Raw genomic sequence first — 24,652 nt, forward strand, 5'->3', positions numbered from 1 at the left:
GAGGAGTTCGAGATATGTTTGCCTGGATGGTCTGGACCACTCCCGTGGCCGTCTTCTTCACCTGCATCGTGCTGATGCTGATCGGCATGACGGTGTGGGAGCTCAAGTCACCCACCACGTCGCGCCGCGGCTTCCTGCCGCTGGAAACCACGCGCGGCGACCGCCTCTTCATCGGGCTGCTCACCGCGGCCTACATCAACCTGGCCTTCGTGGGCCTGGCCGACAAGTTCATGCAGTGGTTCTCGCTGGAGAGCGAGCCGAGCGTGTGGATCAGCTTCGTGATCTCGATGGCGGTGCTCGCATTGATCATGCGGCGCGGCTGAATCGCTTCAAGGATGCGGCCCGCCAGCTTCCCCGGGGCCGATGTCTTCACGCACAACGGGGAAGAAACAACGAGGAGATGAGTGATGAAGGTGAAGTTCACTGCGCTGGCCGTGGCTTCGATGGCTGCCTTGGCCGGCCAGGCCGCCTGGGCCGGCGAAGCCGAAGCCAAGAAGTGGATCGACAACGAGTTCCAGCCGTCCACGCTGAGCAAGGACCAGCAGCTGGCCGAGATGAAGTGGTTCATCGAGGCAGCCAAGAAGCTGCAGGCCAAGGGGGTCAAGGAAATCTCGGTGGTCTCGGAAACCATCACGACGCACGAATACGAATCGAAGACCATGGCCAAGGCCTTCGAGGAGATCACCGGCATCAAGGTCAAGCACGACCTGATCCAGGAAGGTGACGTGGTCGAGAAGCTGCAGACCTCGATGCAGTCGGGCAAGTCCATCTATGACGGCTGGATCAGCGACTCCGACCTGATCGGTACCCACTACCGGTACGGGAAGATCATGAACCTGACCGACTACATGGCCGGCAAGGGCAAGGACTACACCAACCCCGGGCTGGACCTGAAGGACTTCATCGGCACCAAGTTCACCACCGCGCCGGACGGCAAGCTGTACCAGCTGCCCGACCAGCAGTTCGCCAACCTGTACTGGTTCCGCGCCGACCTCTTCGCCCGCCAGGACCTGAAGCGCAAGTTCCGCGAGAAGTACGGCTATGACCTGGGCGTGCCGCTGAACTGGAGTGCCTACGAGGACATCGCCGAGTTCTTCACCAACGACGTGAAGACCATCGACGGCAAGCCGATCTATGGCCACATGGACTACGGCAAGAAGGATCCGTCGCTCGGCTGGCGCTTCACCGATGCCTGGCTGTCGATGGCCGGCACCGCCGACATCGGCACGCCCAACGGCCTGCCGATCGACGAGTGGGGCATCCGCGTGGCCGACGACAAGTGCACGCCGGTGGGCGCCTCGGTGGCGCGCGGCGGCGCGACCAACTCGCCGGCCGCCGTGTATGCGCTCACCAAGTACGTGGACTGGATGAAGAAGTACGCGCCGAAGGAAGCCACCGGCATGACCTTCGGCGAAGCCGGCCCGGTGCCCGCGCAAGGCCAGATCGCCCAGCAGATCTTCTGGTACACCGCCTTCACCGCCGACATGACCAAGAAGGGCCTGCCGGTGGTGAACGAGGACGGCACGCCGAAGTGGCGCATGGCCCCCGGCCCCAACGGCCCGTACTGGAAGCAGGGCATGCAGAACGGCTACCAGGACGTGGGCTCGTGGACCTTCTTCGCCAACCACGACGAGAACCGCACCGCGGCCGCCTGGCTGTATGCGCAGTTCATCACCGCCAAGTCGACCTCGCTGAAGAAGACCATCGTGGGTCTCACGCCGATCCGCGAGAGCGACATCCAGAGCAAGGCCATGACCGACATGGCGCCCAAGCTCGGCGGGCTGGTGGAGTTCTATCGCAGCCCGGCCCGCGTGGCCTGGTCGCCCACCGGCACCAACGTGCCCGACTACCCGAAGCTGGCGCAGCTGTGGTGGAAGAACGTGGCGCAGGCGGTGACGGGTGAAAAGACCCCGCAGGGTGCGATGGACACGCTGGCCGACGAAATGGACCAGGTGCTGGCCCGCCTCGAGCGCGCCGGCATGGCCAAATGCGCGCCCAAGCTCAACAAGAAGGAAGACTCGAAGAAGTGGCTGAGCGACAAGCAGGCTCCGTGGGCCAAGCTCGCCAACGAAAAGCCGAAGGGTGAAACCATCGACTATTCGCGCCTGCTGCAAGCCTGGAAGGAAGGCAAGGTGCGCTGATCCGTTGTCTCCTCTGATGCCGGCCTGACCGGCATCGTGTTGCATGCCGCTGCACGCGTTGGTCGTGTGCAGCGGCTTTTTGTTTTTTCGTTAAGGACGCCTGAAAGACCCTACGTGACGGCCATGTGTCCGCATTGTTCGCGTAGGTGAAATGCCCCATTGCTGGGCGCCGTGTTTATCGACTAGGGCAAGCTGCCTAGAGTCGCGGCCATCGTCCATTCAGGACGCATTGGCCTCCCACCCGAATGAATCGTTTTGCCGCATCGCTGTCCGGCGGCCTGTTGCTGATGACCACCAGCCTGATGGCTCAGGCGTCCGCGCCCGATCGGGCTGACGCGGTTGCCCTGAAGGATGCAGTTCATGCCGCCGTTGCCACAGGCGAGCTGACCGGCCTGCTGAGCGCGGACTTCATCGCGCCGGCCGAGCGCGTGATGCTCGCTGCCGAGCCGGCCCCCAAGCAAACGTCGAGCAACAAGTGCTGATGCCCGACGTGCCAACCGCGCTTTCACGGTTGTCCCACCCCGGCACCGCACGGTGACTGCCACCTTGCAGTGCTTCCCCCTCAGTCCGCAGGAAAGATGAAGATGAAAAAATCCCTGATCGCCCTCGCCGTGCTTGGTACTGCTGGTGCAGCTTCGGCACAGTCGTCCGTCACGGTGTATGGCCGCGTTGACCTCTCGCTGGCGCAGCAGGCCGATGCGGTGAAGAACCGCGAAGTCCGCAATGGTTCGGGCAGCCGCCTGGGCTTCCGCGGCGTCGAAGACCTGGGCGGCGGCCTGAAGGCCGTGTTCCAGATCGAACACCGCTTCAACGCCGACACCGGCACGCAAAGCAATGCCGACCGCTATTGGGAAGGCAAGTCCATCGTCGGCCTCGAAGGCGGTTTCGGCCGCGTGACGCTGGGTCGCGAAGAGAACCCGGCCTACACGTTCAGCCAAGGTCCGGCCGATCCGTTCGGCACCGACACCGTGGCCACCAACGGCACCATCGTCAACGGCCGCGTCGGCACCACGCGCTACAGCGACACCGTGAACTACCGCTACTCGATCGCCGGCTTCTCCTTCGGCGCGCAGGTCGCGGAAGCCTCCAGCAACGCCGTCGGCGACGCGCAGAAGCGTCCCTACAGCCTGGGTGGTTCGTATGTCGCCGGCCCGATCGTCGTGGGCGTGGGCTTCGAGAACCCCTCCGACACCGACGACCGCTGGGCCACGATCAACGGCTCGTACAACCTCGGCTTCCTGAAGCTGGGCGCGTTCTACGGCTCGGGCAAGAACACCGCTGCGCAGAAGGTGCAGTCGTACCTCGTGTCTGCGGCCGCTCCGATCGGCGGCGGCGAGCTGCGCGCCAGCTACGGCGAGCTGAAGAACAAGGACCTGTCGCGCAAGCTCGACAAGCAGGCCGGCATTGGCTACCACTATTTCCTCTCCAAGCGCACCACGGTCTATGCCGACCTGGTGAGCGAGCGTCGCGACAACATGGCCGCGAACCTGGAGAAAAACGGTTTCGATCTCGGCATCAAGCACAACTTCTGATGAAGCCGGGCGCTGCAACTCGCCCGTCAGAAGTTTTCGAGAGCGTTCAGGCCACCCTTCGGGGTGGCCTTTTTTCTTTCTGTGCGCGTGCGGTGAAGCTCAGTGTGGTCCTACACCGGCGTCCGCTCCACGCTGACGGTGCTGCTGCAGGCGGTCAACGATATTGAAAGGGCAGGCCGTCACATGGCCTTTCGAGCGCGCCCGGCGTACCCAAGCTGGGGGCGGGCTGTATGCGAATTGCCAAGACCTTGAACCTGTTCTTTCCCCAGCCACCTTTTGGTGCCCACATCCCTACCTTGCTGAAACGTGTGCGCCTGCATCCCGCTCGCGGCCTGCGCATGCATTCACCTCCGGAGGACCCGCCGATCGAGGTGCCGGCCCCGCCGCCGCCCGAGCCCGAGGTGCCCGACATCAAGGAACCCGAGCCGACCATGCCCCCGGTGCGGGACCCGCCAGTCAATCCGCCGCGCGCGTGAGCCTTCGATCGCCGCTGCGCCGCTCAGGCCGGCAGCGCTTCGTCCAGCACTTCGATCCAGTGCCTGACCGGCGTGTCGGTGCCGCTTTGCAGGTGCTGGATGCAGCCGATGTTGGCTGACACGATGGCCTGCGGCGCGAGCGGCTGCAGCTGTGCGAGCTTGCGGTCGCGCAGCTCGTAGGCCAGCTTCGGTTGCAGCACCGAGTAGGTGCCGGCCGAACCGCAGCACAGGTGACTCTCGGCAGGCGCAAGGCCCACCTCGAAGCCCAGCTCGCGCAGCCCCGTTTCGACCCCGCCTCGCAACTGCTGCCCATGCTGCAGGGTGCAAGGCGGGTGGAAGGCGAGCTTCCGGTTGCGCAGTGAACGCAGCTTGGGCTTGAGCTTGGGCAGCAGCTCGGGCAGCAGCTCGGAGAGGTCCTTGGTCAACGACGCGATGCGCGAGGCCCGCTCGGCGTAGGCAGTGTCGTGCGCCAGATGGCGACCGTATTCCTTGACCGTGACGCCGCAGCCGGAGGCGTTCATGACGATCGCCTCCACGTCGCCGCGTTCGACCAGCGGCCACCAGGCATCGATGTTGCGGCGCATGTCGGCCAGGCCACCCTCGTGGTCGTTCAGGTGCGCGCGGATGGCGCCGCAGCAGCCCGTGCCGTCGGCCACCACGGCCTGGATGCCGGCGGCGTCGAGCACGCGTGCGGTCGCGCTGTTGATGTTGGGCATCATGGCCGGCTGCACGCAGCCCAGCAGCAGCAGCACCTTGCGCGGATGCTGGCGCGTGGGCCAGAAGTGCGCACGCGTGGCGGGCTTCGGCGGCACCTTGTTCCTGAGCGTGGCCGGCAGCAGCGGCCGCACCGCCTGCCCGAGCTTCATGGCCGGCGCGAACAGCGCGGAGGTCAGCCCCTCCTTCAGCAGCCAGCGCTTCACCCGTTCGCCCGCCGGGCGCTCGACCTTGGCTTCGACGATCTGGCGGCCGATGTCGACCAGGGTGCCGTACTGAACGCCCGAAGGGCAGGTGGACTCGCAGTTGCGGCAGGTGAGGCAGCGGTCGAGGTGCAGCTGCGTGCTGCGGGTGGGCTCGGCGCCTTCGAGCACCTGCTTCATCAGGTAGATGCGCCCGCGCGGCCCGTCGAGCTCGTCGCCCAGCAACTGGTAGGTGGGGCAGGTGGCGGTGCAGAAACCGCAATGCACGCACTTGCGCAGGATGGCCTCGGCGTCGCGGCCTTCATGCGTGTTCTGGAACTCGGGGGCGAGGTGCGTCTGCATCGTCGTGGTGAATTCAGAGGTCCGCGTACAGTCGCCCGCGGTTGAAGATGCCCGCCGGATCGAATGCCTTCTTCAATTCGCGGTGGATGCGATCCAGCGGCGCGGAGAGCGGGGCGAACGCGCCGGCCGCCTTGTTGGCCGCGTAGAACAGCGTCGCATGCCCGCCCAGCCGGGCCGCCGCCTCGCGCACGCCGGCGGCCGGTGCGGTGGTGCACAGCCAGCGTTGCGCGCCGCCCCATTCCACCAGCAGTTCGCCCGACACCGGCAGCGGCGGAGCCGTCTGCGGCAGCGACAGGCGCCACAGCGCCGCGCCGGCATCGACGGCGCCGCGTGCCTTCTGGAAGAACTCGTCGCTGTGGTCGCGCAGGCCGTTCCAGAACTGGCTGGCGAACACCGGGTCGATCAGCTCGCCGCCGAGCTCCTGCATGGCCGCCTGCACGGCGGCATGGGCGCCGCGCAGCCGCAGCACCAGCGTGCCGTCCCACCAGGCGCTGGCGTTGAGCGGCAGCGGCCGGGCCGCCAGCGTGTGCAGGTGCTGCAGCGCCTCGGCCTGCGGCAGCTCGAAACGCAGCGTGGCCGTCGCCGGCGCCATGGGCAGGACCTTGAGCGATACCTCGAGGATGACTCCCAGCGTGCCCATCGAGCCGGCCAGCAGGCGTGAGACGTCGTAGCCCGCGACGTTTTTCATCACCTGCCCGCCGAAGCTCAGCACCTCGGCACGGCCGTTGAGCAGCGTGGCGCCGAGCAGGTAGTCGCGCACCGCACCCGCGCTGGCGCGCGGCGGGCCGGACAGCCCGGCGGCCACCATGCCGCCCACCGTGCCGCCGCCGCCGAACCGCGGCGGCTCGAAGGCAAGGCACTGGCCCCGTTCGGCCAGCGCGGCTTCCAGTTCGGCCAGCGGCGTGCCGGCGCGTGCGGTGACCACCAGCTCGGTCGGTTCGTAGCTGCTGATGCCGGCCAGTCCGCTGACGTCGAGCAGGTCGCCGCGCAGCGAGCCGCCGTAGAAGTCCTTGCTGCCCGCGCCGCGGATGCGCAGCGGCGTCTGGGTGGCGGCCGCGCCGCGCACGCGCTCGACCAGGTCCGTGAGTGCGAGATCCATCGTCGTGTTCAGAACCTCGGCAGGTCGGGGAAGGGCAGCAGCCCGCGTTTCACGTGCATCTTTCCGTACTCGGCGCAGCGCGCCAGCGTGGGGATCACCTTGCCGGGGTTGAGCAGGCCATCGGGATCGAAGGCGCGCTTGAGCGCCAGCATCTGCTCGCGTTCTTCAGGGCTGAACTGCACGCACATCGAGCCGAGCTTCTCGACGCCCACGCCGTGCTCGCCGGTGACCGTGCCCCCCAGCGCCACGCTGGTTTCCAGGATGTCGGCGCCGAAGAGCTCTGCGCGGTGCAGCTGGTCGGCGTCGTTGGCATCGAACAGGATCAGCGGGTGCAGGTTGCCGTCGCCGGCATGGAACACGTTGGCACAGCGCAGCCCGTATTTCGTTTCCATCTGCGCGATGGCGATCAGGATGTCGGCCAGCCTCTTGCGCGGGATGGTCGAGTCCATGCACATGTAGTCGGGGCTGATGCGGCCGGAGGCCGGGAAGGCGTTCTTGCGGCCGCTCCAGAACTTGAGGCGCTGCGCCTCGTCCCTGCTCACTTCGACGCGGGTGGCGCCCGAGCCGACCAGCACGTCCATCATGCGGCCGATCTCTTCGTTCACCTCCTCGCGGGTGCCGTCGCTTTCGCACAGCAGGATCGCCTCGGCATTGAGGTCGTAGCCGGCATGCACGAAGTCCTCGACTGCGGCGGTCATCGGCTTGTCCATCATCTCGAGGCCGGCGGGGATGATGCCTTCGCCGATGATGTTGGCCACCGCGTCTCCAGCTTTGCGGATGTCGTCGAAGCTGGCCATGATGCAGCGCGCGGTGGGCGGCTTGGGCAGCAGCCTGACCGTCACCTCGGTCACCACGCCCAGCATGCCTTCGCTGCCGATGAACACCGACAGCAGGTCGAGCCCTGCTGCATCGAGCGCGTCGCTGCCGAACTCGAAGGCTTCGCCTTCGACCGTGTAGCCGCGCAGCTTCAGCACGTTGTGCACGGTGAGGCCGTACTTGAGGCAGTGCACGCCGCCTGAGTTCTCGGCCACGTTGCCGCCGATGGTGCAGGCGATCTGGCTGCTCGGGTCCGGGGCGTAATAGAGGCCGAAGGGCGCGGCCGCTTCGCTGATGGCGAGGTTGCGCACGCCGCATTGCACGACCGCCACACGCGCCAGCGGATCGACCTTCCGGATGCGGTTGAACTTCGCCAGCGACAGCGTCACGCCCAGCGCATGCGGCAGCGCGCCGCCGGACAGGCCGGTGCCCGCGCCGCGCGCCACCACCGGCGCCTTGAGGCCATGGCAGGCGCGCAGCACGGCCGCCACCTGCTCGTCGGTCTCGGGCAAGGCCACGACCAGGGGCTGCTCGCGGTAGGCGGTGAGTCCGTCGCACTCGTAGGGCACGGTGTCCTCGCGCCGCCACAGCAGCGCATGGGCCGGCAGCACGCCCTTCAGGGCATTCACCACTTCAGCCTGGCGGGCGGCGCGATCGGTCGTGGCGGTGTGAGCGGTGGGAGGGGCGAGTTCTGGCTGGGCGTTCATCGCGGGGCGGCCTGGCTCTTTGAGGCTGCCCCGACTGTACTGCGCGCGTGCTGAGCACGGCCTGAACGGACGCGGTCACATCAACCGTGACCGCGCTGCGTGGAAAGAGGAACTGGCGCTCAGGCAGCGCGCGCGTTCAGGCCCAGGGCGGCGAGCAGCTCGGCGGCCACCGCGGCGGACGACATCGGGTTCTGGCCGGTGATGAGCTGGCCGTCGCGCACCGCATAGGCGCTCCAGTTCGGGCCGCGCTCGAAGCGCCCGCCCAGCTCGCGCATGCGCTGCTCCAGGTGGAAGGGCACGATGTCGGCCAGGCCCACGGCGACCTCTTCCTCGTCGGTGAAACCGTTGACGCGCTTGCCGGCCAGGATGGACTGCCCGTCCGGCCGCTTCGCGCTCACCAGCCCGGCGGGGCCATGGCATACCGCCGCGACGAACTTGCCGGCCGCCCAGGCCGATTCGACCGCGCGCTGCACGCCGGCATCGCCGGGCAGGTCCCACATCGTGCCGTGGCCGCCGGGGAAGAACACCGCGTCATAGGCCGATGCATCCACCGAAGCGGCCACCGGCACCTGCGCGAGCCGGCGCTGCAGCGCCTCGTCCTTCACCAGCCGCTCGACGGCCGGCGACTCGTTCTGGCCGGCAGGCTTGAGGCTCTGCTCGTCGAAGGGGGCGGCGCCACCGCGCGGCGACGCGAAGTCGACCACCGCGCCGGCGTCGGCCAGCGCGTAGTAGGGCGCGGCCAGCTCCTCGGCCCAGATGCCGGTGGGCTTGCCGTGCTGGCCCATCACGTTGTTGGAGGTCAGGATCATCAGGACGCGGGTCTGCTTGCTCATGGGAGGGTTCCTCGAGGGTGCTTGAATGTGAAGTCACTGTATTGGCGCTGCCGCCGTAAGAAAATGGCCGCAGCTTCAATTCATTGATTACGCAAAGGAACAAGCGCTGATGAGCCGCCACTTCGAGCCCGTGCAGCTGGGCAGCATCGAGCTCTTCTGCCGGGCTGCCGAACTGGGCAGCTTCACCGCCGCGGCGCAGGCCCTCGGCCTCACGCCGGCGGCAGTGAGCCGCTCGATCGCCCGCCTGGAGGCGCGGCTGAAGGTCAAGCTCTTCGTGCGTACCACGCGTCAGGTGCGGCTCACCGACGACGGGCGCCTGTACTTCGAGCATTGCCGGCAAGCGCTGGGCCAGATCGAGGCCGCCGAGCGCGCCATCACCGGCCGGCAGGGCCAGCCGGTGGGCACCCTGCGCATCAGCGCGCCCACCACCTATGCGCATCACCGGCTGCTGCCGCTGCTGCCGCGGCTGATGGAGCGACATCCGCAGCTGGCGGTCGAGCTCAACGTCTCGAACCGCAACATCGACTTCGTCGAGGAGGGCTACGACCTGGCCATCCGGGCCGGCAACCCGCCGGACAGCCGGCTGGTGGCGCGCACGCTCGAGGATGCCGCCGTCGGCGTGTATGCATCACCGGCCTACCTGCGCAGGCACGGCACGCCGCGTTCGCTCGACGATCTGCGTCAGCACGCCTGCATCCAGTTCGAACTGCCCAGCACCGGCCGCCCCGTGCCGTGGATCTTCGTGGCGGGCGGCCGGGAGCATGACCTGGCGTTCGACAGCCGCTGGCGTGTGAGCGACGACGTGCTGGGGTGCGTGAGCCTGGCCCGGGCCGGCGCCGGCCTGTGCCAGACCTTCGACTTCGTCGCGGCCGAGGCGCTGCAGCGTGGCGAGCTGGTCGAGGTGCTGCAGGACCTGCGCGGCCGCAGCCGGCCGTTCTCGGCGCTGTACCCGCACAACCGGCACCTGTCGGCCGGCGTGAAGGCGTTCGTGGACTTCCTGCTGAATGAGGTGCAGGGCGTCAGTCGTCGTAGAGGTAGGCCTGCACCGTCGCGCCCACGCGCCGCACGAGCTCCGCGCGCTTCTGGTTGACCACCGGTGGCAGCCTGAGCACATAGCGGCACAGCGCAAGGCCGAGGATCTGCGTGGCGATGAGCCCGGCGCGGCGCGCGGCGGCCGCACCCGTCTCGCCGCACAGCCGCGCCACCATCGGCCCGACCTGCGTGGCAAAGATGGCCTGCATGCGCTCGGCTCCCGCCTCGTGGGTGACCGCGGTCCGCAGCAGCGCCATCAGCGTTTCGTCGCACTCCCAGCGGTCGAGGAAGTGCTCGACCAGCGCGGCGCCCACTTCGCGGCGCGGCCGGGCGGACAGGTCGGGCAGACGCAGGTCGAACTCGGCGGCGGCGGCGAACAGCCCTTCCTTGTTGCCGAAGTAGCGCATGACCATCGCCGGGTCGATGCCGGCCTGGGCCGCGACCGCCCGGATGGTGGCGGCCTGGTAGCCGTTGGCGGCGAACTGCTCGCGCGCTGCGGCCAGGATGGCGGCCTTGGTGGCGTCGGAGCGGCGCGGGGCGGGGGCGTCTTCTTCGTTGCGCATGTCATCCAGTATATGTCAACGGCTGTTGACATCCTGGTTTTGTGCATCTATTGTCAACATGTGTTGACCAACAACTGTTGACAAGAGGAATCCGCCATGACCGTCGACTCTCCATCCCGCAACGGCTTCGATGCCGACGTGCTCATCGTCGGCGCCGGGCCGACCGGCCTTGCGCTGGCCGTTGCGCTCGCCAGCCGCGGCATCCGCGCCGGCGTCATCGACCGCCAGGCCGAAGGCGCCAACACCTCGCGGGCCGCCGTCGTGCATGCGCGCACCCTGGAAGTGCTGGAGCCCCTGGGCGTTTCGCAGACGCTGGTCGGCCTGGGAATTCCCGCCCAGCGCTTCACCATCCGCGATCGCGATCGTGTGCTGGTGCCGATCGGCTTCTCGCAGCTGCCCACCCGCTATCCCTACACGCTGATGGTGTCGCAGGCGGTGACCGAAGACGTGCTGCTGCAGCGCCTGGCAGCACTGGGCGGCCATGTGCTGCGGCCGCGCGCGCTGGCGGCCCTCGCGCAGGACCCAGGCGGGGTCACCGCGACGCTGGACGATGGCAGCCGGCTGCGCGCCCGCTACCTGGTGGGTGCCGACGGCATGCATAGCAGCGTGCGGGAGCTGTGCGGCATACCGTTCTCGGGCGGCAGCTACGGCGAGTCGTTCGTGCTGGCCGACGTGCACCTGGACGCAGGCGCTCCGGCCGACGAGGTGATCCTGTACTTCTCGCCGGCCGGCATGGTGGTGGTGGCCCCGCTGCCCGGCGGCGTCCACCGCATCGTCGCCACGGTGGACGATGCGCCCGAACAGCCCTCGGCCGCCTGCGTGCAGGCGCTGCTCGACGCACGCGGCCCGCAGCGCGAGCGCGCCGTCGTGCGCGAGGTGCTGTGGGGCTCGCGCTTCCGGGTGCATCACCGCGTGGCCGACAGCTATCGCGCCGGGCGCGTGCTGCTGGCCGGCGACGCGGCCCATGTGCACAGCCCGGCGGGCGGCCAGGGCATGAATGCCGGCATCCTCGACGCGATGAGCCTGGCCGATGCGCTGGCCCGGGCGCTGAAGGGCGACGAGAGTGCGCTCGATGCCTACGGCAGCCGGCGCCGGCCGGTCGCGCAGCAGGTGGTGGCCTTCGCCGATCGCCTCACGCGCCTGGCCACGGTTCGGCCGGGATTGCGGGGCTTGCGCAACCTGCTGCTGTCGTGCCTGTCGCGGCTGCCTGCGTTCCGCCAGCGCCTGGCGTGGCGGCTCTCGGGGCTGGTCTATCGCTGATGGGTGAACACCGTCAGGACGCCGGTGTAGCCATACAGGTGGTGATGCGCGATTTCGCCGCCGGCAAAAAAACCGACCAGTGGCACATCGCCGAGCGCGTGCTTCACGATGGCCAGTTCGGCCGACGGCGCACCGAAATGCGGGCCGCCGCGGCCGGCGCAGCTCACGTACACCGCGCCGGCAATGCCCGGCATGGTGTGGGCCGGGTGGCCTGGGTCGGCACCTCGCCCTTGCAGCGCCTGCTCCAGCGGCTGGGTTTCCGGCTCGACTTCCTCGCGGATCTCGGTACAGATGCGCACCAGGTCGCGTCGCGCTGCTTCGACGTTGCGGGTGCAGAAAGCCAGCTGCGCGCCCACCTGGGCTCGGTCGGCAATCGCCACGCCGCGCCGGCCCGGGTCGATGCCTACAAGGTGTCGCACCCGCACGTCGGTGCCGAACTGGCCGGGCCGCGTGACGACGGTGTCACCGGCGTCGGTGAGTCCGACCAGCGTGTTTCGCAACCGGGGCAGCACCTCGCGCGGCCTTGCGGCGTCGAGCTGCAGGTCGTGCAGCAGGCATTCGAGCGCCGGCTCGTTGTCGAGCGACACCACCACATTCTGTTCAGCCTCGGTGATACGCCGCGCGGGGCCCACCGGCTGGCTGCCCTGCGTGACCCGGGAGACGATGCCGACGCCCGCGCCGAATGCCACGCCGGAGAGGCCGCCCTCGAACACGCCGTCGGCCATGTGCAGCGCCCGTGTGCGCGCAGCCGTCAGGCCGCCGAAGACATAGCCCGCATCGGTGCGCTCGGCGAGCTCGACGATCAGTTCCCCCAGATCGGGCGTGCCGGCATCGGCGTGCACCAGTGCGGTCTGCGCTGAAAAGCCGGACAGCGGGCGCAGGCCCGAGAACAGCTTGAACTGGTCGCGCGGCACGTCGCCCAGCATCAGCGTCAGGGCGGGCTCGTCGAAGTATTCGACGCCGCTGCCCGACACGCCGACCCCCACCCCACCCACCCAGGCGACACCCGGGAAGCGCTCACGCAGGCGCTCGAGCACCGCTTCGGCAGCGCCGGCGTAGTGATCGGTGAGGTAGATCCAGCCCAGCGTGAGGCCGCTGTGTCCGGCCACTTGAGCTTCGAGCTGGGCAAGGGCCAGTCCGAGGGCCATGCGCCAGTCCGGGTGCGTGGCGTGGGCGCAGGCAAATGGTGTCATGGCAGGAGGCAGGCGGATCCGGCGCCCACGATAACAGCAGGCGGTTCGGCCGCGCGCGTCAAAAGGTGTACAGCCCGGCAGGGTTGTGGGTCAGTCGCCGCGGCCGTCGGCCGTGTTCTTCGTGGACTTGGCCGCAGGCCTGGCCGCGGCCTTGCGGGCAGGCGCCGCCTTGCGCGTCGCTGTGCGTGCCGCGGCGCCTACCACGCTGCCGGCCACCTCGGCCGCTTTCTTGGCCGGGGCCATGCCGGCCTTGAGCGTCTGCTCGGCGGCACTGAAGCTCTGCTTCACCAGGTTGCTGGCCAGGTTCTTCGCCGAGTCGGTGGCTGCATCCTTCATCGCCGTGGCGGCCAGTTGCGTGAACTGCTTGGTGAGAGCACCCCACCACTGCATCGGGTCCACCGCGCCGACCGGCAGGCTCGCGCCGGCGGCGTCGGAGGCAGCCTTGCCCTTGCCGCGCGCAGCGGCTGGCTTCCTGGCCGAGGCTGCGGGTGACTCGCCGCCGCCTGCGGGAGCCGACGGCGTGCGCAGCGTCAGCGAGTCGCGCAGCACATCCACCGGCACGTTCATGCTCTTGAGCGTGGACAGCGTCATTCGCTGGACTTCGAGCGCCTGGATCGTGGCGCCCAGCATGCGGGCGTTCTGCTCGAGCCAGAACTGCACCGTGCGCAACTCCTCGATGCGTTTCTCGAGCTCTTCGGGGTTCAAGGTCGGAGCCACCCAGGAGCCGATGTTGGGCAGGGCCGCACCCGCGTTCTTCACCAGGCCCTGCAGGAATTCGAAGCCGGGGACCAGCTTGCCGAAGGCCAGCGCCTGATCGATGGGGCCGCTCGAAGTCGTCATCTTGCTTGTCTCCTGTGGGGCGTTGTGGTCAGGCGAGGCGAGGGCTCATTGTGCGTCAGCCCGCTGCGCGGGTTCGAACGGCACGCGCTCGACCCGGTAGCCGCGCTGTGCCATGAGCGCCGGCAGGCCGTTGCGGCCGATCATGTGCAGGCTGCCGACGCCGGCCAGCACCGAGGCGCCCTCGCCGTGCAGCCGGTCGATGCCCTCGGCCAGGCCGATGTTCCGGTCGTCGAGCAGCCGCCGCATCTGCGCTCGCTCGGCTTCCGTTTCCATGCAGCCGCACCACTGCTCGTAGCGTTCCATCTCGGCGAGGTCGCCACGGGCCCAGACGTCGGCGATGCGCAGCAGCGCCGGCCGTGCGCGACCGGTTTCGAGTTCGGCCAGCGTCTGTTCGACGAATTGCAGGTGTTCGGCGGCCGAGCGGCCGAGCAGGGCGCGTGTCTGCAGTTCGGGTGTCTCGAGCGAGACGACGCGCTTGCGTGCCGTGCGGGCAAACGCGGCCAGCATCGGGTCGATCCCGTAGGCAGGATCCAGCCCGTCCCAGCGACCGGACATCACCATCAGCGTGGCTGCCTGCAGGGCTGGCGGCAGTGCCGAGAGCGCCTGCGCAGGCAGGCATGCGCGCTCGACCTGCCGCATGAGGCGGTCCGACAGCGCTCGCGGCAAGGTGACCGGCTCCGCGCCGGCGGGCGGCGTGAGCAGCTGCTCCCGGATCTGCGGGTCCAGCATGTCGAGCTCCAGGGCGATGGTGTCCGCCTGTCGCAACGCCTGTGTCAGAAGCGGCCCTGGAAACACCCATTCGAGACGCGCCACATGCAGCGTGCCGTACAGCCAGGAACTGCGGCCGTCTTTCTGAAGCCGCCAGAGGAAGCCGCGGTCGCGAGCGGACTTGAGACCGGCCTGCGCCTGCTCGGCCGTGGGCGCCACAGCCGAAGGCGGGCAGGCCGCATCGGACTGTTCCCGCGCCACACTGGGAGCCAGCAGCCCGCAAAGCAGGCTCAGGGAGGCAGCGAGGCGGCACACAGCGAGACGGCGCTTCATGTCAGAGGGGGCAGATGGTTCGGCCGGCAAGCATGACATGACCAAAAGAAAAAGCGGCCCCGCGGGGCCGCTTTCGAGATGGGCTTGCGCCGATCAGAAGTTGTGGCGGATGCCAAAAGCAAACGACGAGTAGTCGGTGCCATCGGCGGCCGTGGCCGGCAGGAAGTAGTCAGCGGCCGACTCGTTGTCGAGGCGGGTGTAGTAGCCGTACAGCTTGGTGCGCTTGGACAGGTTGTGGTTGTAGCCCAGCGTGTACTGCTTGGCACCGGTGTTGTCGACACCGCCACGGTCGCCGGCCCAGCCCACGTTGGCGTGGAACTCACCAGCACCCAGGGCGTACATGGCTGCAAAGCGGAAGGTGTTGCGCTTGGCGCTGTCGCTCGGCGCGCCCGCCGTCTCGCCCATGGTGCGCTGGTAGTAGCCACCCAGCGTGAAGGCACCCAGCTCGTACAGTGCGCGCACGGCAAGCGCGCTCGGACCGTCCTTCACGTCCTGGTAGCCGGCGCCCACGTGCAGGGGGCCGAAATCGCCGTTGTAGGCCACGTCATACGTACGGTTGCCCACGCCACCGTCGCGGGTGGTTCCGGCCACTTCGATGGTGTTGCCGGCGAAGCTGGGGGTCTTGTACGAGATCTTGTCGGTGTTCTGCGACAGGTAGTCGTACAGCTTGTCTTCCGACGTACCCGTGTCGTGGTTGTGCATGCTGACGTAGTCAGCCGTGGCGTAGTAGGCCTCGCTGGTCATGTTGCCCAGACGCACCTTGCCGAATCCACCTTGCAGGCCGACGAAGCTGCTGCGACCCCAGAACGTGGACGCGGCCGTACCGGTGTCAGGGCTGAAGCCGTGCTCGATCTCGAAGAGAGCGGAGAGGCCGCCGCCGAGGTCTTCGGTACCGCGGAAGCCGATACGCGACGAGTTGTTGTTCAGGTTGTTGGCGGCGTCCTGTCCGGAGAACTTCTCGCGCTCGAAGGTCATGTTCAGACGACCGTAGATGGTCACCGAGCTTTGAGCGAACGCCGACGTGGCAGCCGTAGCGGCCAGCGCGGCCAGGAGAAGAGTACGTTTCATTTGCATGTCCTCTAGAGGGTTCGAGTGGTGATGCGCCGGGCGTGATGCATGTCACGCGACCTTGTGCGTGCGGGAACTATAAGAAACGCCCTAGGGGTTCCACCGTAGAACGCCGCAAAACGGCCGCAATCGCGCCCAAACTGATGTGTCCACGCAACATTTGCTTGGTACGGCCACGCCGAATCCGAAGGTTTGTCGTCGGCTGGCGACGCAGCGACACTCCTTCTTGCCGATCGCCGCCGGCAAGAAGAGGCAGGCTCAGCGGTCAGCCGACACCACCGTCTGCTCGATGGCGCCGAATACGCTCTGGCCGTCGCGGCCCTTCATCTCGATGCGGATGGTGTCGCCGAACTTCATGAACTCGGTGGACGGCTGCCCGTTCTCGATGGTTTCGATGGCCCGTTTCTCGGCGATGCAGCTGTAGCCGTGCGACCAGTCCTTGTTGCTCACCGTGCCCGAGCCGACGATGGACCCGGCCCGCACGTTGCGCGTCTTGCAGACGTGGGCGATCAACTGGCCGAAGTGGAAGGTCATCTCGGGGCCTGCGTCGCACATGCCGACCTTGCGACCGTTCCAGGCCGACTGCAGCGTCAGGTGCACGCGACCGCCTTGCCAGGCGTCACCCAGCTCGTCCGGGGTGACGGCCACCGGGCTGAACGCCGTGGCCGGCTTGCTCTGGAAGAAGCCGAATCCCTTGGCGAGTTCGGCAGGAATGAGCTGGCGCAGGCTCCAGTCGTTGGCCAGCATCACGAGCCGCACGGCCTCTAGCGCTTCGTCGGGCGTGCAGCCCATGGCCACGTCGCCGGTGACCACCGCCACCTCGGCCTCGAAGTCGATGCCGAAATCCTCGCTGGCGAAGACGGCCGGATCGCAGGCGCCGAGGAAGTCGTCGCTGCCGCCCTGGTACATCAGAGGGTCGCTGTAGAAGCTCTCGGGCACTTCGGCATTGCGCGCCTTGCGCACCAGCTCGACATGGTTGATGTACGCGGAACCGTCGGCCCATTGATAGGCCCGCGGCAGCGGCGCCATGCACAGCTGCGGATCGAACGCGAAGGCATGGCGTGCCTTGCCGCTGTTGAGCGTCTCGTACAGGTCCTGCAGCTGCGGCGACAGGAAGTTCCAGTCGTCCAGGACTTGCTGCAGGCGTGTGGCGGTGTTGGTGGCGTAGTGGGCGAGGCTCAGATCGCGCGAGACGACGACCAGCTGGCCGTCACGCGAACCGTCCTTGTAGGTGGCGAGTTTCATGAGAGTGACGCAATGCGCCGGCTGACACGGGGGGCGAGGCGGCGCGATATTACGATGCGACGAATGAATGACTCCGAGAAGAACCGTGCAGCCCGGCGCCCGGCGCTGCGTCGGGCCGTGCCGTTCCTGCTGGCCGTGGGCCTGGCGGTCAGCCTCCACCTGGCGCTCCTGGGCGGATTGGGCGACGACCCCGCACCCGCGCCCCCACCCGCCCTGCAGGCGACGAGCGCACCGCCGCCCCAGACGGTCGAAACCCGCCCCGTCGCCGTGGCCGCAGCGCCGGCACAGGCTGCGCCAACCGATCCGCCGCATCGCGAGCCCGCGACGCCGGAGGGTCGCCCGAGTGAGCCGCAGGCGGCTGCCGCCGCGCGAAGCAGCGAGAAGAGGCGGCGGGTGGTGAAGCAGCCGCAAGGGGCGCCTGCCACGGCAGCGGCTTCGCACGCCGCCGAAGCGCCTGCGCTGGTGCCCGCAACCGTCGAGGTGGAGGAGGCTGCGGCCGGCGGCAGTGCGCCGGAGAAGCCACCGATCGAGAAGGTTCCGGTGTATGCGACCCGCGTGCCGCCCTCGACGACCTTGCGCTACGTGATGAGCCGCGGCCCCATCGCGGGCGAGGGTGAGTTGCGCTGGCAGCGCAACGGCGGCAGCTACGAGCTGCGGCTAGAGGGCAGGGTGCCCCTGCTCGGCACCTTGCTGACCCAGGTGAGCCGCGGCGGCTTCGACTCGGCCGGCCTCGCGCCCGAGCGCCATACCGACAAGCGGCGCCGGCGCGGCGAACAGGCCGCGAACTTCCAGCGCGACGCCGGGCTCATCACGTTCTCCGGCTCCTCGGCCCAGTACCCCCTGGTGCCCGGCGCGCAGGACCGCGTGAGCTGGATGGTGCAGCTCGCCGCCATCGCCCAGGCATGGCGCGGGTCGCTCGCCAGCGGTGAACACATCGTGTTGCTGGTCGCCAGCGCGAGGGGCGATGCGGACGTGTGGTCGTTCCGGGTGCAGGGCACCGAAACGGTGTCGCTGCCGGTCGGCCCGGTGCCGGTGCTGAAGCTGCTGCGCGAGCCGCGGCGCCCCTACGACACCAAGGTCGAGGTGTGGCTGGATCCGGCCCGCCACCACCTGCCGGTGCGCGCCCGCCTCACCGACACCAACGGCGACCCCTTCGAGCTGCAGTTGAGCGAGGAACTCCGCGCACCGTGAACCCACCGCTCAAGTCGGGGGTGACTAATGCCGAAGCTGCTGTCATCGTCTGGCTTGAAAGTTGCGTTGGAGACCGCAGGTAGGCTCCTCAAGGAGAACCCTTCCATGCAAATGCTGTACAACTCGGAAAACTTTGCGGTCGTGCAGTTCGATGTACCGACCGACGGAGTGGACGAGGCCGAACTCGGCGCCAATGCGCTGACTCGCGGCGGCTACGAGATCGTGGACAAGTTCGCGCGCAAGGAAATCTTCATCGAAGGGGCGCTGGCCCAGAGCTTCAAGGAGGGCGTCGAAGCCCTCATCGAGACGTCTCCCGACGTCGACGAGCTCGATGCCTACGTCGCTCGTTTCGCCAACCTGGCCCAGCAGCCCGTCGTCCTCCACTGAGCGCCCCAGGCGGCGCCGCGCGTCTCCCGCTTCGCGTCTTCGCCGACTGCGTGCTTGCCCGGGGCTTGCCGGGCGCGCGCGGCTGCGCCAAGATCGCCCGCAACCCCTGGTTCCGTCATGGGGCACATGCGGAGACGCTGCGTGGTCAAACGCCATCAGGAAACGCGAGTGCTTCTGTCGCCCGGCTTGTCCGAGGCGCCGGTGCTCGACCGCATGTGCTCGCACTTCGTGCTCACGCTCACCCTCAAGAGCGCCGGGCGCTTCAACCTGCGCCGCGACTGGAACAGCCTGCTGTCGCTGACCGGCCGGCATCTGGTGTGGCCGGTGTCGGTGCTCGAGCGGCTGCGCGAATTCCTGGTGCGCCGCGTGCGCGGCAACGCGCAATGGGCCGGCCACGAGGCGTTGAGCCATGACGCCTTCATCGCGCGGTTTGCGGCCTGGCGCGGGCCCTATGAGGAAGGCACGCTGTTCTTCTACATCGACGAATACATCAAGGACCAGGCCAAGGACCTGATGGTGATGCTGGGCGCCACCTGCGAATGGCTGGCCCGCAACCTGAAGAAGGAATCGACCCTCGTCGAGAAGAACATCGATTCGCTCGCCGGCCTGCTGCAGCTCAACCCGGCCGAGCGTGCGCTGCTGCTGTACGGCACCCTGGCGCGCTACCAGCGCGACCTGCGCGGCCTGCTGGTCGAGTTCAAGGTCTCGAACGCACAGGAGGCGTTCGCCGCCATCGCCGACGTGGCGGGGGTCGACGAGAAGGAGGTCGCCGAGGCGTTGCGGGCCGGCTCGCGGCTCGAGCGCATCGGCATGGTCGAGAACCTCATCTCGGAGCACAACATCACCGACCTGGCCGACCTCATGAAGGTGAGCGAGCAGCTGCCGCCGGTGCTGATGCGCGAATACCGCGACCAGTCCGAGCTGATGGCGGTCTTCACCCGGCCGGCCAGCCGCACCGAACTGGCAATGGCCGACTTCTCCTTCGTGGCCGAGGACGCACGCATGCTGGTGGCGCTGTTGCGCAACGCCGTGGCGCACAAGGAACCGGGCGTGAACATCCTGATGTACGGCCCGCCGGGCACGGGCAAGACCGAGCTCGCCAAGGTGGTGGCCGAGGCGGCCGGGCTCGAGCTCTACGAAGTGGAATACGCCGACCGCGATGGCAATTCGCTGTCGGGGCGGGACCGCTACCGCTCGCTGCAGATCAGCCAGGTGTTCCTGAAGGGCAGCCACAAGGTCGCGTTGCTGTTCGACGAGGTGGAAGACGTGTTCCCGCCGATCTCCACCGACACCGCGCAGCTGATGGCGCGGCTCGACACCGGCGAAGGCACGGTCTCCGGCTCGGTGAGCGGCAAGGCCTGGGTGAACCAGATCCTCGAGACCAACCCGGTGCCGGTGATCTGGGTCACCAACCGCATCGAGCAGATCGACCCGGCGTTCCGCCGGCGCTTCCAGTACCACCTCGAGCTCACCTCGCCGCCGCCGGGCGCGCGCGAGGCCATCGTCGCGCGGGCGCTCGAAGGGGTGAGCGTGTCGCAGCAACTGGTGGGGCGGCTGGCCGGCCGGCAGGGCCTCACCCCGGCGCAGATCCGCACCGCAGCGCGCTTCGCCAAGCTGGCCGGCGCCGAGGGCGAAACCGCGCAGGCGCTCATCGAGCGGCAGCTCGCCAATGCCGACAAGGCGCTCGGCATGCATGCGCAGCGCGGCGCCCGAGCCGTGGTCACCCACTACGACCTCGGCCTGCTCAACGTCGAAAGCCGCTTCGAGGTGCCGCGCATCATCGAGGCCCTGCGAAGGCGGCAGGGCGGTACCTTGTGCTTTCACGGCCCGCCGGGAACCGGCAAGACCGCACTGGCCGAGCACATCGCGGCATCGCTGCAGCGGCCGCTGCAGGTGCGCCAGGCGTCCGACGTCATGAGCAAGTACGTCGGCGAAACCGAGCAGAACATGGCGCGCATGTTCGAGGACGCCGAGCGCGAAGGCGCGGTGCTGCTGCTCGACGAGGCCGACAGCTTCCTGCGCAGCCGCCGCATGGCCGAGCGCAACTACGAGGTCAGTGAAGTGAACGAGATGCTGCAGGGCATGGAGCGTTTCAGCGGCGTGTTCGTCTGCACCACCAACCTGTTCGACGAACTCGACGAAGCCGCGCTGCGCCGCTTCACCTTCAAGATCCGCTTCAAGCCCTTGTCCGCGCCGCAGCGCGAGCGCATGTTCGCCGCCGAGGCGCTGGCCGGTGCCGACGTGCAGGCGCTCTCGTCCGACCAGCGCAAGCGCCTTTCGGCGCTCGACCTGCTCACACCCGGCGACTTCGCCGCGGTGCGCCGGCAGGCCGACATCCTGGCGGCCGTGCTGACGGCGGACGAATTCCTGGCGCAGCTCGAGGCCGAGCACCGCGTCAAGCCCGAGGTGCGCCAGCGCCGGGGCATGGGATTCCTGCACTGACCCGCCGGCGGTACGCCCCTGTTTGAGGGGGTGCCGCCGCGCGGCGTGCAAAAAGTCGCGTCACCGCGGCTACAAACCGGGGCTTCGCGCCGCCTGTGCGGCATCCCTCACGACCCTGTGGGTCAAGTGCCCTGCACAAGCGTCGATAACCGCCCATGCCCCTTAGCTTCGTCGTGTCGCCGCCCGCCGGTTCCGGGGCCCGTCGTCGTGCCTTGGCGCGCGCCGGGCAGGGCGCGGGCATGGCCGCTGCGACCGCACCATGACGCCCGCGGCCGCCTTCCTGGTGCCCGGCTACGACCCGCTCACGGTCGTGGCTTCGGTGCTGATCGCGGTGTATGCCTCCTTCGTGGCCCTGGACCTGGCCAAGCGCGTGCGTTCTGCCGATCGTTCGGTGGCCCGTGCCTGGCTGCTGGGCGGCTCGCTCGCCATGGGCACCGGCATCTGGGCCGAGCATTTCATCGGCATGCTGGCCTTCCGGCTGCCCATCCCGATCGGCTACGACTACCTCGTGACCTTTGCCTCGTGGGCCGCGGCGGTGGCGGCCTCGGGCGCGGCGCTCGCCATCGCGGGCCGCCGGCGGCTCACCGCCTGGCGCCTGGTGGGAGGCGCGCTCGTCATGGGCGGCGGCATCTGCGCGATGCACTACCTGGGCATGCAGGCCATGGCCATGGAGCCGGGCATCGTGTGGAGCCCTTGGCTGGTGGCCGCCTCGGCGGGCATCGCCGTCGGCGCGTCCGCGGTGGCGCTTTCCATCTTCTTCTGGCTGCGTACCCGCTCCGAGCACGAAAGCCTGGCCTGGCAGGCCTGTGCCGCGCTGGTGATGGGGGGCGCGATCTCCGGCATGCACTACACCGGCATGGCGGCCGCTCACTTCGCGGCCGGCAGCGTGTGCCGCAGCGCCGGCGACCTCGCGGGCGGAGCCCTGGGCGTGCTGGTCGCGCTGGCGGCCACGGCGCTGCTCACCATCGCGCTGATCGCTTCGGTGTTCGATGCCCGCATGCAAAGCTCGCACTCGCGCATGGCGGCCTCGCTGCGTCGCGCCAACGAGGAGCTGCAGCGCATCGCCTTCAAGGACCCGCTCACCGGCCTGCCCAACCGCCTGGTGTTCGAGGACCGCCTGCGCAACGCGGTGGCACGGTGTGAACGCGAGCAGACGCGCGTGGCGGTGCTGTTCGTCGACCTCGACGGCTTCAAGCCGATCAACGACTCCTTCGGTCACGGCTCGGGCGACGAGGTGCTGCGGGAGGTGGGCCGCCGCCTCGGCCTCCTGGCGCGGCAGGCCGATACCGTCGCCCGCGTGGGCGGCGACGAGTTCCTCTTGCTGCTCGAAGGCGGGCAGCTCGACGAGGCCGCCGCCGCGCTGGTGGCCAAGCGCACGCTGCAGGCGTTGAACCAGCCCTATGTGCTGAGCGACCGCGAGGTGCACCTGTCGTGCTCCATCGGCATCGTGTTCCATCCGGACCACGGCTCCCACCACAAGCTCATCGCGCATGCCGATGCGGCCATGTACGCAGCCAAGCGCGCCGGCGGCTCCACCTACTGCTTCTTCGAGGCGCGCATGGACGCCGGCAGCCGCGACCAGGTCGAGCTGCAGCGCGATCTGCGCCGCGCGCTCGACCATGGCGAACTGGAGCTCTACTACCAGCCGAAGATCCACGGGGTGAGCGGCCAGGTCACCGGCGCCGAAGCCCTGATGCGCTGGCACCACCCGACCCGCGGCATGGTGCCGCCCGGCGTCTTCATCCCGATCGCTGAACGCTTCGGCCTCATCGGCGTGCTGGGCAACTGGGTCATCGACGAGTCGGCCCGCCAGATGCGCCTGTGGCTCGACGGCGGCCTGCGCATGCGCGTCTCCATCAACCTGTCGGTGCACCAGCTGCGGCAGGAGGAGCTGTCCGGGCGCCTGCGCCAGGCGCTCGACCGCCACCGGGTCGACGCCGCCCTGCTGACCTGCGAGATCACCGAAAGCGTCGCGATGGACGATGCACAGCCCACGTTGCGCGCGCTGGAGCGGCTGGCTGCCACCGGTGTGCAGCTGTCGATCGACGACTTCGGCACCGGTTATTCGAGCCTGTCGTACCTGCGGCGCATGCCCGCCGGCCAGCTGAAGATCGACCGCAGCTTCGTCAGCGATCTCGAACACAGCAGCGATGCGCGCGCCATCGTCGACGCGGTGGTGCGGCTCGCGCACGCGCTCGGGCTGAAGGTGGTGGCCGAAGGCGTGGAAACCACCGCGCAGCAGGAGTTGCTGCTGGAGCTGGGCTGCGACGAACTGCAGGGCTACCTGTATGCCCGGCCGATGCCGGCCAAGGCGCTCACGCTGTGGGCCATGGACGATGCGCCGCAGGCGCCGGGCTCGATGGCGTTCCGGCCTTCGCTGTTCGGCGGCGTGGGCACCACCTCCGACGCCTGAGACCCCGCACGCGCGCTGCGTGTTTGGCCGGCTTCCTACAATCGCTGCCCATGAAGCCCCAGACGTACACCCGCGCGGCGCAGCTGCCCGACATCCTCAAGCAACGCATCGTCATCCTCGACGGCGCGATGGGCACGATGATCCAGCGCTACAAGCTCGGCGAGGCCGACTACCGCGGCGAACGCTTCAAGGACCACCCGAAGGACCTGAAGGGCAACAACGAGCTGCTGCAGTTCACCCGCCCAGACGTCATCACCGAGATCCACGAGGGTTACCTGGCGGCCGGGGCCGACCTCATCGAGACCAACACCTTCGGCGCCACCTCGGTCGCCCAGGAAGACTACGGCCTGGCCGAAGTGGCCCGCGAGATGAACCTGGCAGCCGCCCGCCTCGCGCGTGCCGCCTGCGCGAAGTTCAGCACGCCGGACAGGCCGCGTTTCGTGGCCGGCGCCTTCGGCCCCACGCCGCGCACCGCCAGCATCAGCCCGGACGTGAACGACCCCGGCGCCCGCAACATCGACTTCGACACCCTGAAGGCGGCCTACTACGAACAGGGCGCCGGGCTGCTCGAAGGCGGCGCCGACGTGTTCCTGGTCGAGACCATCTTCGACACGCTCAACGCCAAGGCCGCGATCTTCGCGATCGACGAGCTGTTCGAAGACAGCGGCGAACGCCTGCCGGTCATCATCTCGGGCACCGTGACCGACGCGTCCGGCCGCATCCTTTCGGGCCAGACCGTGAGCGCGTTCTGGCACTCGGTGCGCCATGCGCGCCCGCTCGCCGTCGGCCTGAACTGCGCCCTCGGCGCGGCGCTGATGCGTCCCTACATCGAAGAGCTGTCCAAGGCCGCGCCCGACACCTTCATCTCGTGCTACCCCAACGCCGGGCTGCCCAACCCGATGAGCGAGACCGGCTTCGACGAGACGCCCGACGTCACCGGGGGCCTGATGGAGGACTTCGCCAAGGCCGGCTTCCTCAACATCGTGGGCGGCTGCTGTGGCACCACGCCGGAGCACATCGCCGCCATTGCGCAGCGCGTCGGGCGCTTCCAGCCGCGCTGCCCGCAGCACGGCGGCACCGGCATGTTCTCGGCCCTGCAGGCGGCTTGAGCCGG

General features: G+C 68.7%; 22 protein-coding genes. 12 read left to right on the forward strand and 10 right to left on the reverse strand.

Features of this window, described 5'->3' with window-relative positions:
* Window positions 1-14 precede the first annotated feature (14 nt).
* The 5 genes from E8D38_RS06610 (at window position 15) to E8D38_RS06630 (ending at window position 4,149) form a co-directional block, all read left to right on the forward strand.
* Complete coding sequence (locus tag E8D38_RS06610; RefSeq protein WP_140627110.1) at window positions 15-323, forward strand: DUF2160 domain-containing protein; 309 nt, start codon at window positions 15-17, stop codon at window positions 321-323.
* 84 nt (window positions 324-407) lie between these two features.
* A complete protein-coding gene (locus E8D38_RS06615; protein WP_140627113.1) occupies window positions 408-2,141 on the forward strand; it encodes an ABC transporter substrate-binding protein in 1,734 nt (577 codons plus the stop codon).
* A 245-nt stretch (window positions 2,142-2,386) separates the two neighbouring features.
* Window positions 2,387-2,623 carry a hypothetical protein gene (locus E8D38_RS06620; RefSeq protein WP_140627115.1) on the forward strand — a complete coding sequence of 79 codons (237 nt, stop codon included), beginning with the start codon at window positions 2,387-2,389 and terminating at the stop codon, window positions 2,621-2,623.
* Window positions 2,624-2,725: 102 nt separating this feature from the next.
* Window positions 2,726-3,673: a porin gene (locus E8D38_RS06625; protein ID WP_181178958.1), complete on the forward strand. Its 948-nt coding sequence runs from the start codon at window positions 2,726-2,728 to the stop codon at window positions 3,671-3,673.
* Between the two features lie 230 nt (window positions 3,674-3,903).
* Window positions 3,904-4,149, forward strand: a complete 246-nt coding sequence (locus E8D38_RS06630; RefSeq protein ID WP_181178974.1) for a hypothetical protein — start codon at window positions 3,904-3,906, stop codon at window positions 4,147-4,149.
* A 23-nt stretch (window positions 4,150-4,172) separates the two neighbouring features.
* On the opposite strand, the gene glcF is transcribed toward E8D38_RS06630, so the two are convergent.
* From glcF to E8D38_RS06650, 4 genes are all read right to left on the reverse strand, one after another.
* On the reverse strand, window positions 4,173-5,408 hold the full coding sequence (gene glcF / locus E8D38_RS06635) for a glycolate oxidase subunit GlcF (RefSeq protein WP_140627121.1): 1,236 nt from the start codon (window positions 5,406-5,408) through the stop codon (window positions 4,173-4,175).
* 13 nt (window positions 5,409-5,421) lie between these two features.
* The gene (glcE, locus tag E8D38_RS06640) at window positions 5,422-6,507 is read right to left on the reverse strand and encodes a glycolate oxidase subunit GlcE (RefSeq protein WP_140627123.1); all 1,086 of its coding nucleotides are present in this window, start codon (window positions 6,505-6,507) and stop codon (window positions 5,422-5,424) included.
* Window positions 6,508-6,515: 8 nt separating this feature from the next.
* Window positions 6,516-8,030 (reverse strand): FAD-linked oxidase C-terminal domain-containing protein, encoded by a 1,515-nt coding sequence (locus E8D38_RS06645; RefSeq protein ID WP_140627126.1) that lies wholly within the window; start codon window positions 8,028-8,030, stop codon window positions 6,516-6,518.
* A 119-nt stretch (window positions 8,031-8,149) separates the two neighbouring features.
* Window positions 8,150-8,863 carry a type 1 glutamine amidotransferase domain-containing protein gene (locus E8D38_RS06650; protein WP_140627128.1) on the reverse strand — a complete coding sequence of 238 codons (714 nt, stop codon included), beginning with the start codon at window positions 8,861-8,863 and terminating at the stop codon, window positions 8,150-8,152.
* A gap of 109 nt (window positions 8,864-8,972) precedes the next feature.
* Between E8D38_RS06650 and E8D38_RS06655 the strand changes: the two genes are divergently transcribed.
* The gene (locus E8D38_RS06655; RefSeq protein ID WP_140627130.1) at window positions 8,973-9,953 is read left to right on the forward strand and encodes a LysR family transcriptional regulator; all 981 of its coding nucleotides are present in this window, start codon (window positions 8,973-8,975) and stop codon (window positions 9,951-9,953) included.
* Here the strand turns inward: E8D38_RS06655 and E8D38_RS06660 are convergent.
* Window positions 9,883-10,458 (reverse strand): TetR/AcrR family transcriptional regulator, encoded by a 576-nt coding sequence (locus E8D38_RS06660; protein WP_140627133.1) that lies wholly within the window; start codon window positions 10,456-10,458, stop codon window positions 9,883-9,885. The genes E8D38_RS06655 and E8D38_RS06660 overlap by 71 nt on opposite strands.
* Window positions 10,459-10,554: 96 nt before the next feature.
* On the opposite strand from E8D38_RS06660, the gene E8D38_RS06665 reads away from it, so the two are divergent.
* Window positions 10,555-11,718 (forward strand): FAD-dependent oxidoreductase, encoded by a 1,164-nt coding sequence (locus tag E8D38_RS06665; RefSeq protein ID WP_140627135.1) that lies wholly within the window; start codon window positions 10,555-10,557, stop codon window positions 11,716-11,718.
* Here E8D38_RS06665 and E8D38_RS06670 read toward each other — a convergent pair.
* The 5 genes from E8D38_RS06670 to E8D38_RS06690 all read right to left on the reverse strand — a co-directional run bounded on the left by E8D38_RS06670 (window position 11,709) and on the right by E8D38_RS06690 (window position 17,105).
* Complete coding sequence (locus E8D38_RS06670; protein WP_140627137.1) at window positions 11,709-12,911, reverse strand: FIST signal transduction protein; 1,203 nt, start codon at window positions 12,909-12,911, stop codon at window positions 11,709-11,711. The genes E8D38_RS06665 and E8D38_RS06670 overlap by 10 nt on opposite strands.
* A 90-nt stretch (window positions 12,912-13,001) precedes the next feature.
* Complete coding sequence (locus E8D38_RS06675) at window positions 13,002-13,751, reverse strand: PhaM family polyhydroxyalkanoate granule multifunctional regulatory protein (RefSeq protein WP_140627139.1); 750 nt, start codon at window positions 13,749-13,751, stop codon at window positions 13,002-13,004.
* Window positions 13,752-13,796: 45 nt separating this feature from the next.
* Window positions 13,797-14,792: a TraB/GumN family protein gene (locus E8D38_RS06680; protein WP_181178959.1), complete on the reverse strand. Its 996-nt coding sequence runs from the start codon at window positions 14,790-14,792 to the stop codon at window positions 13,797-13,799.
* 93 nt (window positions 14,793-14,885) lie between these two features.
* On the reverse strand, window positions 14,886-15,866 hold the full coding sequence (locus tag E8D38_RS06685; protein ID WP_140627143.1) for a porin: 981 nt from the start codon (window positions 15,864-15,866) through the stop codon (window positions 14,886-14,888).
* A gap of 252 nt (window positions 15,867-16,118) precedes the next feature.
* Entirely contained in the window at window positions 16,119-17,105 is a 987-nt protein-coding gene (locus tag E8D38_RS06690) for a fumarylacetoacetate hydrolase family protein (protein WP_140627145.1), read from the reverse strand.
* A gap of 63 nt (window positions 17,106-17,168) precedes the next feature.
* Here E8D38_RS06690 and E8D38_RS06695 point away from each other — a divergent pair, with 63 nt between their 5' ends.
* The 5 genes from E8D38_RS06695 (at window position 17,169) to E8D38_RS06715 (ending at window position 24,647) form a co-directional block, all read left to right on the forward strand.
* Window positions 17,169-18,296, forward strand: coding sequence for a DUF3108 domain-containing protein (locus E8D38_RS06695; RefSeq protein WP_181178960.1), 1,128 nt, complete (start codon window positions 17,169-17,171; stop codon window positions 18,294-18,296).
* Window positions 18,297-18,401: 105 nt separating this feature from the next.
* Window positions 18,402-18,683 carry a BTH_I0359 family protein gene (locus E8D38_RS06700; protein ID WP_140627443.1) on the forward strand — a complete coding sequence of 94 codons (282 nt, stop codon included), beginning with the start codon at window positions 18,402-18,404 and terminating at the stop codon, window positions 18,681-18,683.
* A gap of 126 nt (window positions 18,684-18,809) precedes the next feature.
* On the forward strand, window positions 18,810-21,125 hold the full coding sequence (locus E8D38_RS06705) for an ATP-binding protein (RefSeq protein WP_140627149.1): 2,316 nt from the start codon (window positions 18,810-18,812) through the stop codon (window positions 21,123-21,125).
* 259 nt (window positions 21,126-21,384) lie between these two features.
* Window positions 21,385-23,538 (forward strand): putative bifunctional diguanylate cyclase/phosphodiesterase, encoded by a 2,154-nt coding sequence (locus E8D38_RS06710; protein ID WP_140627152.1) that lies wholly within the window; start codon window positions 21,385-21,387, stop codon window positions 23,536-23,538.
* A 50-nt stretch (window positions 23,539-23,588) separates the two neighbouring features.
* Window positions 23,589-24,647, forward strand: coding sequence for a homocysteine S-methyltransferase family protein (locus E8D38_RS06715; RefSeq protein WP_140627155.1), 1,059 nt, complete (start codon window positions 23,589-23,591; stop codon window positions 24,645-24,647).
* Window positions 24,648-24,652: the final 5 nt, after the last annotated feature.

Origin of the sequence: Methylibium rhizosphaerae, from assembly GCF_006386545.1 — a bacterium.
Classification (GTDB): Bacteria; Pseudomonadota; Gammaproteobacteria; order Burkholderiales; family Burkholderiaceae_C; genus Pseudorivibacter; species Pseudorivibacter rhizosphaerae.

Excerpts from the sequence above, each read along its gene's own strand:
- E8D38_RS06685 (WP_140627143.1), bottom strand. The coding sequence starts at position 15,866 with ATGCAAATGAAACGTACTCTTCTCCTGGCCGCGCTGGCCGCTACGGCT.
- E8D38_RS06660 (WP_140627133.1), bottom strand. The coding sequence starts at position 10,458 with ATGCGCAACGAAGAAGACGCCCCCGCCCCGCGCCGCTCCGACGCCACC.
- E8D38_RS06700 (WP_140627443.1), top strand. The coding sequence starts at position 18,402 with ATGCAAATGCTGTACAACTCGGAAAACTTTGCGGTCGTGCAGTTCGAT.
- E8D38_RS06615 (WP_140627113.1), top strand. The coding sequence starts at position 408 with ATGAAGGTGAAGTTCACTGCGCTGGCCGTGGCTTCGATGGCTGCCTTG.
- E8D38_RS06710 (WP_140627152.1), top strand. The coding sequence starts at position 21,385 with ATGACGCCCGCGGCCGCCTTCCTGGTGCCCGGCTACGACCCGCTCACG.
- E8D38_RS06620 (WP_140627115.1), top strand. The coding sequence starts at position 2,387 with ATGAATCGTTTTGCCGCATCGCTGTCCGGCGGCCTGTTGCTGATGACC.
- E8D38_RS06675 (WP_140627139.1), bottom strand. The coding sequence starts at position 13,751 with ATGACGACTTCGAGCGGCCCCATCGATCAGGCGCTGGCCTTCGGCAAG.
- E8D38_RS06690 (WP_140627145.1), bottom strand. The coding sequence starts at position 17,105 with ATGAAACTCGCCACCTACAAGGACGGTTCGCGTGACGGCCAGCTGGTC.
- glcE (WP_140627123.1), bottom strand. The coding sequence starts at position 6,507 with ATGGATCTCGCACTCACGGACCTGGTCGAGCGCGTGCGCGGCGCGGCC.
- E8D38_RS06715 (WP_140627155.1), top strand. The coding sequence starts at position 23,589 with ATGAAGCCCCAGACGTACACCCGCGCGGCGCAGCTGCCCGACATCCTC.
- E8D38_RS06705 (WP_140627149.1), top strand. The coding sequence starts at position 18,810 with ATGCGGAGACGCTGCGTGGTCAAACGCCATCAGGAAACGCGAGTGCTT.
- glcF (WP_140627121.1), bottom strand. The coding sequence starts at position 5,408 with ATGCAGACGCACCTCGCCCCCGAGTTCCAGAACACGCATGAAGGCCGC.
- E8D38_RS06655 (WP_140627130.1), top strand. The coding sequence starts at position 8,973 with ATGAGCCGCCACTTCGAGCCCGTGCAGCTGGGCAGCATCGAGCTCTTC.
- E8D38_RS06630 (WP_181178974.1), top strand. The coding sequence starts at position 3,904 with ATGCGAATTGCCAAGACCTTGAACCTGTTCTTTCCCCAGCCACCTTTT.
- E8D38_RS06625 (WP_181178958.1), top strand. The coding sequence starts at position 2,726 with ATGAAAAAATCCCTGATCGCCCTCGCCGTGCTTGGTACTGCTGGTGCA.
- E8D38_RS06610 (WP_140627110.1), top strand. The coding sequence starts at position 15 with ATGTTTGCCTGGATGGTCTGGACCACTCCCGTGGCCGTCTTCTTCACC.
- E8D38_RS06680 (WP_181178959.1), bottom strand. The coding sequence starts at position 14,792 with ATGAAGCGCCGTCTCGCTGTGTGCCGCCTCGCTGCCTCCCTGAGCCTG.
- E8D38_RS06650 (WP_140627128.1), bottom strand. The coding sequence starts at position 8,863 with ATGAGCAAGCAGACCCGCGTCCTGATGATCCTGACCTCCAACAACGTG.
- E8D38_RS06665 (WP_140627135.1), top strand. The coding sequence starts at position 10,555 with ATGACCGTCGACTCTCCATCCCGCAACGGCTTCGATGCCGACGTGCTC.
- E8D38_RS06645 (WP_140627126.1), bottom strand. The coding sequence starts at position 8,030 with ATGAACGCCCAGCCAGAACTCGCCCCTCCCACCGCTCACACCGCCACG.
- E8D38_RS06670 (WP_140627137.1), bottom strand. The coding sequence starts at position 12,911 with ATGACACCATTTGCCTGCGCCCACGCCACGCACCCGGACTGGCGCATG.
- E8D38_RS06695 (WP_181178960.1), top strand. The coding sequence starts at position 17,169 with ATGAATGACTCCGAGAAGAACCGTGCAGCCCGGCGCCCGGCGCTGCGT.